The following is a 13,278-nucleotide window of genomic DNA, read 5'->3' on the forward strand; positions in this document are numbered from 1 at the left end:
ATCCCTCTCCCCTCGCTGGGGAGAGGGTTTTGACCCTACTCGCCGCCGGCCATGCGGCGGAGCGCACCGAGAGCGGAGGCTAGGCCGGTGGATTGGGCCTTGGCGGCTTCCTGGCGTTCGATCTCGGCGGAGCGGCGGCGTTGCAGACCTTCGTCGAGGCGATCGAGCAGCGCGTCGAGGCTTGGCAGCGGCGCGGGTTCGGTCGTTGGTTCTGGCGGCGCGATATCGGGTTGCGCCGCGATCGCTTCCAGCACCGGCGGCTCGGCGGCGGGCGGTGGGGCGATTTCCTCCGGCACAGGCGCGGCCGCTTCCGTCACGACCGATGGTTCGGGCGCGGGCGGGGGTGCGATTTCCTCCGGCTCGACCGTGACCATAGCGACGACCGGCGGCTCGGGTGCCGGCAGCGGCAAGACGTCCTCCTGTCCCGGCCGTTCGGCAACCGGTTCTTCGGCACGCGGCGGTTCGACGGGGGTCGGCGGCATGGGCGCCTCTGGTTCGGGGGGCGCGAAGAAGGCGTCGGTATCGACGGTCGGTTCGTCGGCCGGCGCAGGCGTCGGGCGGAACAGCGGACGAACCGCCTGTGCCGGGGCGGCGGGAACCGGGGGCACGGCGGCGGGGTCGAAGATCGCCATCGGCACGTTCAGGTCGCGCGGCAGGTCCATCTCGGTCTCTACGGGATCGAGCGGGTCGAGGAACGGCTTGCCGAGATCACGCGCGGCGCGGACCGGCGGGCGCGGCGGGGCGTCGGGATGGGCGTCGGCGCGGCGGACGCTGGGTTCGGCATTGGCGGCACGGCGGCGGCGCTTGGCGGGCAGCAAGAGCCACAGCCCGATCCAGAGCGGCCCGGCGATCAGCGTCGCGGCGGCGAGCATCAGCGCGACACGGGCAGTCAGCCCGAGCGGCGGGGCGGCGGCGGGAAGCAGCGCCGGCAGGCCGCTCGCCTCCACCGCAGCCTCGATCCGCCATACCGGCAGCAGCGCGATGACGAGCGCGACCGTCAGCGCGGTGAAGATCGCGACGATCGGGGCCTGTGACCGCTTCATGCGTCGACCAACGGCCGGGCAGGCGAAGTGGTTGCACAGGCGTTACGACCGATCAGCCGCTGATAGAGCGGTTGGTAGCGCGCGACGTTCGAGGCCCAGTTACGCTCCGATTCGACGAAGGCGCGGGCGCGGTCGCGCATCGGCTCCCACCCCGAGCGGTCGGCGAGCAGCGCCGCGACGCGGGTGGCGAGTGCGGCGGGATCGTCGGGGGCGAACAGTGTGCCGGTATCGCCGTCGCGGATCAGCTCGCGATGGCCGCCGACATCGGACGCGGCGACCAGCCGGCGCTGCGCCATCGCCTCGAGCGGTTTGAGCGGGGTGACGAGATCGGTCAGGCGCATTGCCTTACGGGGATATACGAGTAGATCGACGAGTCCATAGTAGCGTTCGACTTCGTTGTGCGGCACGCGACCGATGAAGCGGATCGCGTGCGCGGCGCTGGACGCTTCGGCCTGGGCGCGCAGGGCCGATTCCATCGGGCCGCCGCCGACCAGCAGCAGGCGGACATTGGGCCGCGCGGCGACCAAAGCGGGCATCGCCGCGATCAATGTGTCGAGTCCCTCATAGTCGTAGAAGCTGCCGAGATAGCCCAGCACGTCCCTGCCCGTCAGATCGAGTTCGGCGGCGAGCGTGGCGTCGCGCGTGGGCGGATCGCCGAACAGGGTCAGGTCGACGCCGTTGGGCGAGACCATGATCTTGTCCGCATCGATGCCGCGCGCGATCAGGTCGCGGCGCAATCCTTCGCAGATGACGGCGACGCCATCGGCGCGGCGGACGGCCCAAGTTTCGAGTGCGCGAGTCGCGCGGTAGCGGGGCGAGCCTTCGGTGCCGGTGCGGTTGCCGACCGCGGCGTCTTCCCAAAAGGCGCGGATCTCATAGACCAGCGGCAGGGCGCGCTTGCGGGCGACCTTCAGCGCGGCGAGCGCGTCCAAGACGGGCGAATGGGCGTGGAGGATGTCGGGTCGAAATTCGGCGACCACTTCGTCGATGCGCGCGGCAAAGGCGCGGATTTCGGCGAGTTCGCCGAACGGTGCCGGCAGGCTGCGCGGTGGCACGGTGCGGTGGAAATCGATGCCGTCGATCGTCTCGTGGGTATGGGCGCTTACCCCCTGCCGCGCGCCGGTGACCGCCGCCACGCTCCAGCCGCGCGCCATCTGCGCGGTCAGGATCGCGCGGGTGCGGAACGTGTATCCACTGTGCAGCGGCAGACCATGATCGAGGATATGGAGGACTCGCATGGCCTGTTCTTGCCCGAACTTGGTTAACGGAGATGTAAAGCCACGATAATCCTAATCCCCGGCAAAGGCGAAGGGCGTCAGGCCGCCATCGCGATCGTCGAGGCGCATGGCGCGGCCGGCGGGCGGGGCCGAGCGTTGCGGACAGTCGCCGCGGGTGCAAGCGCGGCACCCCGCGCCGACCGGCACGCCGCGCGCGGTGAGATCGAGGCCGCGCGCGGCGGCGAGGCTGCCTGCCTGTTCGGCGGCGATGCCGAGCATGACCACGAAGCGCGCGCGGACTTCGCCGGCGAGCGCACCGGGCGGGGTGACGGTGCGGGCGATGGTCAGCCAGCGCCCGCCGGCTTCGGGTTCGACCAGTTGCACGATCGCCTCCCCGCTGCGGGCGAAGGCGTCGAATGCGCCGAGCAGCGGACAGGGCGCGCCCTCGACCAGCGGCGACTGGCTGGCGCCGGCAAAGCGTTTCGAAATCTGGCCGGCACGGTCGATGCGCAGCAGGCAGAAGGACAAGCCGCGCGCGCCGACGCGGTGGAGGGTGGTCAGGCGGTGGGCGACATGTTCGAACCCCGCGCCGAAGCGACGACCGAGCAAAGCGATGTCGTATCCGGTCGCCTCGCACGCGCGCAGGAACCGGGCATAGGGCATCATGACCGCGGCGGCGAAATAGCCGTGGAGATGGCGGCGGAGCCATAGTTCGGCGGTGCGATCGGTCAGGCCCGCGCCGCGCACCACCGCGTCGACTTCGGCCGGCGCCTCGGCATGGCCGAGTGCGCGGGCGAGCGCGAAGCTGCGCGAGGCGGGGTCGAGGCGTTCGGAGAGTTGCAGTTGCCGGGCGTGCAGGTCGGTGCGGTGGAGGCGGTCGGGCATCGCCTCGACCGGCAGCAAGCGGACCGAGAGATGGTGGCGGACGCGCAGGCGATCGGCCATCGCCACCGCCGCGTCGCCGCCGCTTTGGCGCAGGTCGTCGGCGAGTGCTTCGCCCTGTGCGTCGAGGTCGGGGAAGTGGTTGCGCCAGCGTTCGATCGCGGCGCGGGCTTCGATCGCGGGGTCGGCGGTGATCGTCTCCCCTGCCCCGCTGCCGAGACGGTCGAAGGCGCGGGCAAAGGCTTCGGCGCCGCCCGGCGCGCTCGCCAGCCATTCGGCGATGTCGCCGCGATCGAGCGCCAGGTCGGCGAACATCGGATCGGCGAGGCGGCGGCGGAGCGCATCGGCGCCGCCCGCCGGTTCGCTGGCCGCCAAGGTACGCGCGTCGAAGCCGAAGCGTTCGGCGAGCGCCACCAGCAGCGTCGCGGTCAACGGACGCTGATTGCGCTCGATCAGGTTCAGATAGCTGGGCGAGACGCCGAGCAGGTCGGCCATCGCCGCTTGCGTAAGCGCCTGTCCACGGCGCAGGCGGCGGACGGCGTGGCCGGCGAAGAGCTTGGTTTCCATCCGATCGCTTTGTCATGTCTTTACAGATTGACGACAGGAACACCGCCGGGCGCGACATTGCAACTGTAATTCTGAGCGATGGAGACTGCGCAGGCGACGTTTCCGGCGGCATATCGGTGTCAACGGAAACACACGCTGTAAAGGACATGACAATGGATATCGCCGATCTGGTCCCCGCCCCGCCCGGCCGCTTCGACGGGATCACCCGCCCCTACACCGCCGCCGACGTCGCGAAGCTGCGCGGATCGGTCGCGGTCGAGCATACGCTGGCGCGGCGTGGCGCGAACCGGTTATGGGAGTTGCTGCACAGCGAGAATTATGTCCATGCGCTGGGCGCGCTGTCGGGCAATCAGGCGATGCAGATGGTGCGCGCCGGGCTGAAGGCGATCTATCTGTCGGGCTGGCAGGTCGCGGCAGACGCCAACACCGCCGGGCAGATGTATCCCGACCAGTCGCTCTATCCGTCGAACGCCGGGCCTGAACTGGCGAAGCGGATCAACGCGACCTTGGCCCGCGCCGACCAGATCGAGCATATGGAGGGGGGTGCGACCCGCGACTGGTATGCGCCGATCGTCGCCGATGCCGAGGCCGGGTTCGGCGGACCGCTCAACTGCTTCGAGATCATGAAGGCCTATATCGCCGCCGGCGTCGCGGGGGTGCATTACGAGGACCAACTGGCGTCGGAAAAGAAGTGCGGGCATCTGGGCGGGAAGGTGCTCATTCCGACCCAGGCGCATATCCGCAACCTCGATGCGGCACGGCTGGCGGCGGATGTGGCGGGGGTGCCGACGATCATCTGCGCACGGACCGATGCCGAAAGCGCGCGGCTCATCACCTCCGACATCGACGAACGCGACCATCCTTTCCTTACCGGGGAGCGGACGCCCGAGGGGTTCTTCCGCCTGAAGGACGGGACCGGCGTCGATCACTGCATCGCCCGCGGCCTCGCCTTTGCCGAACATGCCGACCTGTTGTGGTGGGAGACGAGCAAGCCGAACCTCGACGATGCGCGGCGCTTTGCCGAGGCGATCAAGGCGAAATATCCGAACAAGCTGCTCACCTATAATTGTTCGCCGTCGTTCAACTGGGAGAAGAATCTCGACAAGGACGATATCGCCCGGTTCCAGCGCGAGATCGGGGCGATGGGGTACAAGTTCCAGTTCGTGACGCTGGCCGGGTTCCACCAGCTGAATTACGGCATGTTCGAACTGGCGCGGGGTTATCGCGACCGGGGGATGGCGGCCTATAGCGAGCTGCAACAGGCCGAGTTCGCCGCGGAGGCCAATGGTTATACCGCGACCCGCCACCAGCGCGAGGTCGGCACCGGCTATTTCGACCTCGTCGCGACGACGCTGGCCGGCGGCAGTTCGTCGACCACCGCGCTTGGTGAATCCACCGAAACGGCCCAGTTCGACAAGGCCGCCTGAACCATAAGAGAGGAGAAGTACGATGCCCGAACCAACCCGCAGCCGCGCCGTTTTCTCGACCGAGGATTTCCGGTTGCTGAAGGAAGCGCTGGCGACGCATATCCAGACGATCGCCGACCAGCCGCAATCGAGCAAGTTCGCCCATCTGTACCACCGGCTGGGCCGGATCTGATCCACGCTCCCTAAGCGCGGACGGGCGCGTCGCTTGCGGGCGGTGCGCCCGATTGCGTGATCGGGTATCGCCTGCCATCCTGACGAGCCGGACGATTCGAAGATCCGGTTTGTTGCAGGAGAGTTTATGGACACTGCCAGCCTGTTCCGCCTCGACGGACGCGTCGCGCTCATCACCGGCGGGTCGCGCGGGATCGGGCGGATGATCGCGGCGGGGTTCGTGGCACAGGGCGCGAAGGTGTTCGTGTCGGCACGGAAAGCCGATGCCTGTATCGCCACGGCGGAGGAGATCGGCGCGACCGCGCTGCCGCAGGATGTGTCGACCATCGAAGGATGCCGCGCGCTGGCCGATCGATTGGCGGCGCAGACCGACCGGCTCGACATCCTCGTCAACAATGCCGGCGCGGCGTGGGGCGAGGCGTTCGAGACGTTTCCCGAGGCCGGGTGGGACAAGGTCATGGACCTGAACGTCAAATCGCCCTTCTTCCTGACGCAGGCGCTGCACCCGATGCTGAAGGCGGCGGCATCGCGCGCACGGCCGGCCAAGGTCATCAACATCACCTCGATCGACGGACAGCGGGTCAATCCGTGGGAGACGTACAGCTATCAGGCGTCGAAGGCGGCACTGATCCACCTGACCCGGCGGATGGCGGCGCGGCTGGTGAGCGATGCGATCCACGTCACCTCGATCGCGCCGGGAGCCTTCGCGAGCGACATGAACAAGGCGGCGCGCGATCATGGCGACGGGGTGGCGAAGCGCATTCCGGCGCAGCGGATCGGGATGGATGAGGATATGGCGGCGGCGGCGATCTATCTCGCGTCGCGGGGCGGGGATTATGTGGTGGGCGAGACGATCACCGTCGATGGCGGGTTGGTCAACGCGTCGATGGGCGGGGCGATCGACGGCTAGCCGATCGACATGCAGCGACTCCAACGTATTTCGTCATTCCCGCGCAGGCGGGAATCCATAGCCGCTACGGTTTCCTGATAGATCGGCGACCCCTGCGGCTATGGACTCCCGCCTGCGCGGGAGTGACGATAGGGTGTCCGCCGGTCACGGCCTCGCGCGGCGGACTGAATGTCGATCGGCCTTGGCCGATCCCTTCGCCTTCAAGGCCGTCAAGGTGCTATCTCGGTGCCGTCCCATGCGAATATCCGTCCGGACTGCACGGGCGTCAGCCCGTCGAGCACCGCCAGCAGCCGTTCGGCGCTATAGGCAGGCGTGAACAGTTTCTCCGCCGGCACGCCGCGCTGGAACGGCTTGCTCAACCCCGTATCGACGGTGCCGGGATGGAGCGCGACACAGACCGCCTGCGGCCGGCTGCGCGCGAGTTCGACCGCGGCGGTGCGGACGATCTGGTTCAGCGCCGCTTTCGACGCGCGATAGCCATACCAGCCGCCGAGGCGATTGTCGGAAATGCTGCCGACCCGTGCCGAGATGCAGGCGATGGCGGCGGGTGCGTCGCGGGACAGGAGCGGCGCGAACTGCTGCAGCACCATCGCCGGGCCGATGGTGTTGACCGCGAACAGATGCGCGAGGCGATCCGCGTCGAGATCGCGTAGCGAGCGCTCCGGTCCGCCTGCTTCGTCGTGCAGGATGCCGGTGGCGACGATCACGCGGGTCAGCGGCGTGTCGATCCGCGCGGCGGCGGCGGCGATCGAGGCGGGGTCGGCGACGTCGATCGGGGCGTAGGTGACGCCGGTTGGCAGCGTCGCCGGTTCGCGACGTGCGGCGGCGATGACACGACCGTAGCGCCCCGATGCCGCGAGCGCCGCGACCAATGCCGCACCGATCCCGCCATTCGCGCCGATCACCATTGCGCCCGTCATTCGCCTCTCCCGTGTCGATCGATCGCACGAACGTTCGATAGCGCCGGCAATGTCCCTGCGGCCGGGCGAGCGGCGCGCGGGACCGCTGCGGTTTCCCGCCCCCTTATCCTGCGCTACACCGCTCGCTCACGAAAAGGGTTTGATCTATCGATGTTTAGTCGCCGTCTTGCTGCGCTTACGCTCGCCATCACCACCGCCGCGCCGGCATTCGCTGCCGAGGCCAATGCCTATCCCGACATTCCCGAACCGATGGTGTTCGACATGGTCCGCCCGATGGGCGCACGGCGCGGGGAATTGGAGACCAATGTGCTCGCGCTATCGCCGCTGTCGGGACAGGAGCGCGCGCTGGAATGGGCACCGGAGGTCGAATATGCCGTCGCCGATGGCTTTGCACTTGAGTTCGAATTGCCGTTCGAGGGGACGCGGCTGGCGGAACTGAAAATGGGGGCGCAGGCGACGTTCGGGACGATGGACCGTGGGCGGATCGTCCACGGCGTCCAGTTCCTCGGCATCTATGAACGCGAGAGCAAGCGCACGTCGCAGGCACTGCTGTATATGCTGGGGCGGCGGCACAACGAACGGTTGAGCACGATGACGATGGTCGGCGTCGGCGATGTGCGGCTGGGCCAGTCAGAAAGCGACGCCGGGCTGCTGGTCAACCATTCGACCTTTTACGACCTTGCCCGCGACCGGGTCGTCGGGCTGGAGGTCAATTACAAGTCGCATCGCGACGGCGGCATCGCGCTGATCCCGCAATTCCATGCGCCGCTGGCGGACAAGGTCAATGTGCAATTGGGTGCCGGCGTGGATCGTCAGCGCGGTGAACCAGCGCGGCCGATCGGCGGGGTCCGGCTGATCAAGGAGTTCTGACGGGCGGATTCGTCATTCGCGCGCAGGACGAAGAGGGCGCTGCCGACCGGCGAGCGCCCCCGCCCCCTCACCCCACCATGCCACCGGCGGCGAGCACCGCCAGCGTCACCAGTTCGTTCGCGGTGCTGGTCATCGGCGCGATCTGCACCGGCTTTTCCATGCCGATCAGCATCGGGCCGATCACGTCGTCGCCGCCCAGTTCGCGCAGCAGCTTGGCCGAGATATTGGCCGATTGCAGCCCCGGCATCACCAGCACATTGGCCGGACCCGACAGGCGGGCGAAGGGGAAGTTCGCCATCTGACGCGGATTGAGCGCGACGTCGGGGGCCATTTCGCCTTCATATTCGAAGCTGACCTGCCGCTTGTCGAGCGCGGCCACGCCGTCGCGGACATTGTCGATCCATTGCCCTTCGGGATTGCCGAAGGTCGAATAGCTCAAGAAAGCGACGCGCGGTTCGTGGCCCATGCGGCGGGCGACGGCGGCGGTGCGTTCGGCGATGTCGGCCAGTTCCTCGGCGCTCGGGCGTTCGTTGATGGTGGTGTCGGCCATGAACACGGTATGGCTCTGCCCGACCAGCAGGTGGATGCCGAACGGCACCTTGCCACCGACCGGATCGATCACCCGGCGGATGCCGCGGAACGCCTGCGCATAGGTGCGGGTGATACCGGTGATCATCGCATCGGCGACGCCCAGCTGCAGCAGCACCGCGCCGAAGGTGTTGCGATCCTGATTGATCATGCGTTCGCAATCGCGCTTCAGGAAGCCGCGACGCTGCAGTCGTTCGTAGAGGAAGTCGACCATCTGCGGCACCATCTCGCTGGTGCGGCTGTTATGGACTTCATATTCCTCAGGGTTCGCGACGCCCAGCGCGCGCAACTGGTCATAGACGTCGTCGCGGCCGACCAGCACCGGGATGCCATAGCCGCCTTCCTTGAACGCGATCGCCGCGCGCAGCACGACTTCCTCTTCGCCCTCGGCGAACAGCACGCGCTTGGGATGCGCGCGGGCGCCCTCATAGGCCATGGTCAGGACCGAGGTGGTCGGGTTCAGGCGCGCGCGCAGCTGCTGGCGATAGGCGTCCATGTCGAGGATCGGGCGCGTCGCGACGCCCGAATCCATCGCCGCCTTCGCCACCGCGCTCGGCACCAGTTCCATCAGGCGCGGGTCGAACGGCGCCGGGATGATGTATTCGGGGCCGAAGCTGTGCTGCGTGCCATAGGCCAGCGCCACTTCCTCCGGCACGCGCTGGCGCGCCAGTTCGGCGATGGCGTTGGCGGCGGCGATCTTCATCTCGTCGTTGATGCCGGTCGCCCGCACGTCGAGCGCGCCGCGGAAGATGAAGGGGAAGCCAATGACGTTGTTGACCTGGTTCGGATAGTCCGAGCGGCCGGTCGCGACGATCGCGTCGGGGCGCGCCGCCTTGGCCAGTTCGGGGCGGATTTCCGGTTCCGGGTTGGCCATCGCGAAGATGATCGGCGACGGGGCCATGTCCTTGACCATTTCGGGCTTCAACGCGCCGGCGGCCGACAGGCCGAGGAACACGTCGGCCCCGTGCAGCGCTTCGGTCAGGGTGCGGCGATCGGTGGCGGCGGCATGGGCCGACTGCCACTGATTCACATCGTCCCGGCCCTGATAGATCACGCCGGTGCGGTCGCACATGATGACGTTGTCATGGGCGACACCCATCGCCTTCATCAGTTCGGTACAGGCGATGGCAGCGGCACCCGCGCCGTTGACCACGACCTTCACTTCCGACAGCTTGCGCTTGGTCAGCAGGCACGCGTTGATGAGGCCGGCGGCGCAGATGATCGCGGTGCCATGCTGGTCGTCATGGAACACCGGGATGTTCATGCGTTCGCGCAAGGTCTGCTCGATGATGAAGCATTCGGGCGACTTGATATCTTCGAGGTTGATGCCGCCGAAGCTCGGCTCCATCAGCTCGACCGCGTCGATGAAGCGATCGACATCCTCGGTCTTCAGCTCGATATCGATCGAATCGACGTCGGCGAAGCGCTTGAACAGGACCGCCTTGCCCTCCATCACCGGTTTCGACGCCAGCGCGCCGAGATTGCCCAGGCCGAGAATGGCGGTGCCGTTGGAGATGACCGCGACCAGATTGCCCTTGGCGGTATAGTCGTACGCGGTGGCGGGATCTTCGTGGATCGCCTTCACCGGCACGGCAACGCCGGGCGAATAGGCCAGCGCCAGGTCGCGCTGCGTCGCCATCGGCTTCGACGCGATGATCTCGATCTTGCCCGGACGCCCCTCCGAATGGAACAGCAGCGCCTCGCGCTCGGAAAACTGGTCGGTGGCTTCGGACACTGGCGCTTCTCCCGTTTGGATGGGCTTTACGCAGGGGAAGGCGGATCGGGCAAGGGTGTTATCCCGGAAGTTGGGAAGCAGCATGGCGTTGCCCTGCCCTGCCTGCACCGGTATCGCACCGCCCATGGCGACCAAGGTTCAGGGTGACGATTTCCCCGCCCCCACCCCGATGATGCAGCAATATCTGGCGTTGAAGGCGGAGGCCGACGATTGCCTGCTCTTCTACCGAATGGGCGATTTCTTCGAACTGTTCCATGACGATGCGAAGATCGCCGCCGCGTGCCTCGACATCGCGCTGACCGCGCGCGGCGAGCATGAGGGCGCGAAGATCCCGATGTGCGGGGTGCCGGTGCATTCCGCCGAGGGCTATCTGGCGCGGCTGATCAAGGCCGGGCACCGCGTCGCCATCGCCGAACAGGTCGAAAGCCCCGAGGAAGCGAAGAAGGCCCGTGGGTCCAAGGCGCTGGTGTCCCGCGCGATCATTCGCGTCGTGACGGCTGGCACGTTGACCGAGGAGTCGCTGCTTGACGCGCGCGCCGCCAATTGGTGCGTCGGCGTCGGCGAGGCAGCGGGCGGGGTCGCCATCGCCGCCGCCGACGTCTCTACGGGCAAGTTCGAGGTGATCGAAACCGACGCCGCCGGCCTGACCGCAGCACTCGCCCGGTTGCAGCCGGTCGAGGTGGTCGCGGCGGAAACGTCGGCGTTCACCGAGGTCGCGACGCTGCTGCGGGCCAAGGCGGACTTCGACAGTGCAGCGGGTGAAGCGCGACTGAAGGCGTTGCACGGCGTCGCCACGCTCGACGGCTTCGGCCAGTTTTCGCGCGCGGCATTGGCGGCGGCGGGTGGGTTGATCGCCTATCTAGACCATAATGCGCGGGGGCAGTTGCCGTTCCTGCGCCCGCCGGTCTGCGCCGCCGACGGCCAGTGCATGGCGATCGATGCCGCGACGCGCGAGAGTTTGGAACTCACCCGTACCGCCGCCGGTGCGCGCGCCGGCAGCTTGCTGGCGGAGGTCGACCGGACGGTGACCGGTGCCGGCGCGCGGTTGCTGGCGGGCGATATCGCTGCGCCGTTGATGGACCGTGCCGCGATCGAGGGGCGGCTGGCGGCAGTCGGGTGGGCGCATGACGATCCCGGTTTGCGCGACGAACTGCGCACCACGCTGCGCGCGCTGCCCGATATCGGGCGGGCGCTGGGGCGGATCGCGGCGGGGCGCGGTAGCCCCCGCGATCTCGGCCAGTTACGCGACGGGTTGAGCGCGGCATGGACGCTGGGGCAGCGGCTCGACAAGCTGCCGGCGGTGCCGCCGCTGATCGCCGATCTGGCGCCGCGCCTGCGCGGGCATGGCGCGTTGATCGACCTGCTGACGCGGGGCCTCGTGCCGATGCCGCCGATCGATGCCAACGCAGGGGGGTATGTCGCCAGCGGCTTCGACGCCGCGCTCGACGCGCTGCGCGATACGGGGGCCGGCGGGCGGCGGGCGATCGCCGCGTTGGAGGCGGAATATCGCGAACGCACCGGCATCACCGCACTGAAGATCCGGCATAACGGCGTGCTCGGCTATCATGTCGAGGTACCGGCGCGCGCCGCCGACAAGCTGATGGCGGCCGATAGCGGCTTCACCCATCGCCAGACGCTGGCCGGGGTGGTGCGCTTCAACGCGCCCGACCTGCACGAAGCAGCGCTGAAGGTGACGCAGGCCGGCGCTCACGCGCTGGCGGCCGAGGCCGCGCATCTGGAGTCGTTCACCGAAACCGCGCTCGCCAACCGGGAAGCGATCGCCGCGACCGCCGACGCGCTCGCCCGGATCGACGTGACGACCGCGCTCGCCGAACGCGCGGCGGAGGGTGGCTGGGCGCGGCCGGTGCTGGTCGACCATGCCTGTCTGGAGATTGCCGGCGGGCGACATCCGGTGGTCGAGAGCGCGGTCGCGAACAGCGGCGGGCGGTTCGTGGCGAACGACTGCCGCCTGTCGGAAAGCTCGCGACTATGGCTGGTCACGGGTCCGAACATGGGCGGCAAGTCGACCTTCCTGCGGCAGAACGCGCTGATCGTCGTGCTGGCGCAGGCGGGCAGTTTCGTGCCGGCGACCTCGGCGACATTGGGGCTGGTCGACCGGTTGTTCAGCCGGGTCGGCGCATCGGACAATCTGGCGCGGGGCCGCTCGACCTTCATGGTCGAGATGGTCGAGACGGCGGCGATCCTGGCGCAGGCGACGCCCCGATCGTTCGTGATCCTCGACGAGGTCGGGCGCGGCACCTCGACCTATGATGGCCTCGCCATCGCGTGGGCGGTGGTCGAGGCGATCCACGAGGACAATCGCTGCCGCTGCCTGTTCGCGACGCATTATCATGAACTGACCCGGCTGGCGGAGCGCTGCGACGCGCTGTCGCTCCACCATGTCCGCGCCCGCGAGTGGAAGGGCGATCTGGTCCTGCTCCACGAACTGGCCGAGGGGCCGGCCGACCGCAGCTACGGCATCGCCGTCGCGCGCCTCGCCGGCCTGCCTCCCGCGACGCTGCACCGTGCAAAGGCGGTGCTGGCGAAGCTGGAGGCCGGCAAGGCCAAGACCGGCGGGATTGCCGCCGGTCTGGACGACCTGCCCCTTTTCGCCGCCGTTGCCCAAGTGGAAGAGCCGACTGTCGATACGCTGCGCGAGGCATTGGAGGGAATGGATGTGGACGCGATGTCGCCGAGGGAGGCGATGGAGGCCTTGTATCGGTTGAAGGGGTTGGTTTGATGAAGCTCCAACATCAACTTCATACGGGCACGATCTCGCCTACGGCGCTGCCGCTAATATTAATCGCTGTACCATTCTCTTCTGCCGTCCGATTCATGGCGCATATATAGAACAGACGAGTCCACCAACCCTTTTATCGTCACACCATCATGGTGCTAAAGCTCGATCGCCTAGCAATTCCCGCCCCCCCTTTTTGCGAAGTTAAGGT

General features: G+C 68.0%; 10 protein-coding genes. 5 read left to right on the plus strand and 5 right to left on the minus strand.

Annotation, left to right across the window (positions count from 1 at the left end; translation table 11 throughout):
• Positions 1-35: 35 nt before the first annotated feature.
• Genes ASE59_RS07330 through ASE59_RS07340 form a run of 3 tightly spaced genes read right to left on the minus strand, consistent with a single transcriptional unit; the run spans position 36 to position 3,709 of the window.
• On the minus strand, positions 36-1,043 hold the full coding sequence (locus ASE59_RS07330) for a hypothetical protein (protein WP_056454401.1): 1,008 nt from the start codon (positions 1,041-1,043) through the stop codon (positions 36-38).
• Positions 1,040-2,281: a TIGR04063 family PEP-CTERM/XrtA system glycosyltransferase gene (locus tag ASE59_RS07335; protein ID WP_056454404.1), complete on the minus strand. Its 1,242-nt coding sequence runs from the start codon at positions 2,279-2,281 to the stop codon at positions 1,040-1,042. The genes ASE59_RS07330 and ASE59_RS07335 overlap by 4 nt, the downstream gene beginning before the upstream one ends.
• A 51-nt stretch (positions 2,282-2,332) precedes the next feature.
• On the minus strand, positions 2,333-3,709 hold the full coding sequence (locus ASE59_RS07340; RefSeq protein ID WP_056454406.1) for a helix-turn-helix domain-containing protein: 1,377 nt from the start codon (positions 3,707-3,709) through the stop codon (positions 2,333-2,335).
• Positions 3,710-3,855: 146 nt separating this feature from the next.
• Between ASE59_RS07340 and aceA the strand changes: the two genes are divergently transcribed.
• From aceA to ASE59_RS07350, 3 genes are all read left to right on the plus strand, one after another.
• Complete coding sequence (gene aceA, locus ASE59_RS07345) at positions 3,856-5,136, plus strand: isocitrate lyase (RefSeq protein ID WP_056454408.1); 1,281 nt, start codon at positions 3,856-3,858, stop codon at positions 5,134-5,136.
• Between the two features lie 22 nt (positions 5,137-5,158).
• The gene (locus ASE59_RS20210) at positions 5,159-5,308 is read left to right on the plus strand and encodes a hypothetical protein (protein ID WP_200909444.1); all 150 of its coding nucleotides are present in this window, start codon (positions 5,159-5,161) and stop codon (positions 5,306-5,308) included.
• Positions 5,309-5,434: 126 nt separating this feature from the next.
• Positions 5,435-6,217: an SDR family oxidoreductase gene (locus tag ASE59_RS07350; RefSeq protein WP_056454410.1), complete on the plus strand. Its 783-nt coding sequence runs from the start codon at positions 5,435-5,437 to the stop codon at positions 6,215-6,217.
• Positions 6,218-6,426: 209 nt separating this feature from the next.
• Here ASE59_RS07350 and ASE59_RS07355 read toward each other — a convergent pair whose 3' ends face one another.
• The gene (locus tag ASE59_RS07355; RefSeq protein ID WP_056454412.1) at positions 6,427-7,137 is read right to left on the minus strand and encodes an SDR family NAD(P)-dependent oxidoreductase; all 711 of its coding nucleotides are present in this window, start codon (positions 7,135-7,137) and stop codon (positions 6,427-6,429) included.
• A gap of 150 nt (positions 7,138-7,287) precedes the next feature.
• On the opposite strand from ASE59_RS07355, the gene ASE59_RS07360 reads away from it, so the two are divergent.
• Positions 7,288-8,007: a hypothetical protein gene (locus tag ASE59_RS07360; RefSeq protein ID WP_056454415.1), complete on the plus strand. Its 720-nt coding sequence runs from the start codon at positions 7,288-7,290 to the stop codon at positions 8,005-8,007.
• A 67-nt stretch (positions 8,008-8,074) separates the two neighbouring features.
• Here the strand turns inward: ASE59_RS07360 and ASE59_RS07365 are convergent, their stop codons facing one another.
• Positions 8,075-10,330, minus strand: a complete 2,256-nt coding sequence (locus tag ASE59_RS07365; protein WP_056454418.1) for an NADP-dependent malic enzyme — start codon at positions 10,328-10,330, stop codon at positions 8,075-8,077.
• Positions 10,331-10,499: 169 nt separating this feature from the next.
• Between ASE59_RS07365 and mutS the strand changes: the two genes are divergently transcribed.
• The gene (gene mutS, locus ASE59_RS07370; RefSeq protein WP_056454859.1) at positions 10,500-13,070 is read left to right on the plus strand and encodes a DNA mismatch repair protein MutS; all 2,571 of its coding nucleotides are present in this window, start codon (positions 10,500-10,502) and stop codon (positions 13,068-13,070) included.
• The last annotated feature ends 208 nt before the right edge of the window (positions 13,071-13,278 follow it).

The sequence above is a fragment of the Sphingomonas sp. Leaf10 genome (assembly GCF_001421245.1).
GTDB lineage: Bacteria > Pseudomonadota > Alphaproteobacteria > Sphingomonadales > Sphingomonadaceae > Sphingomonas.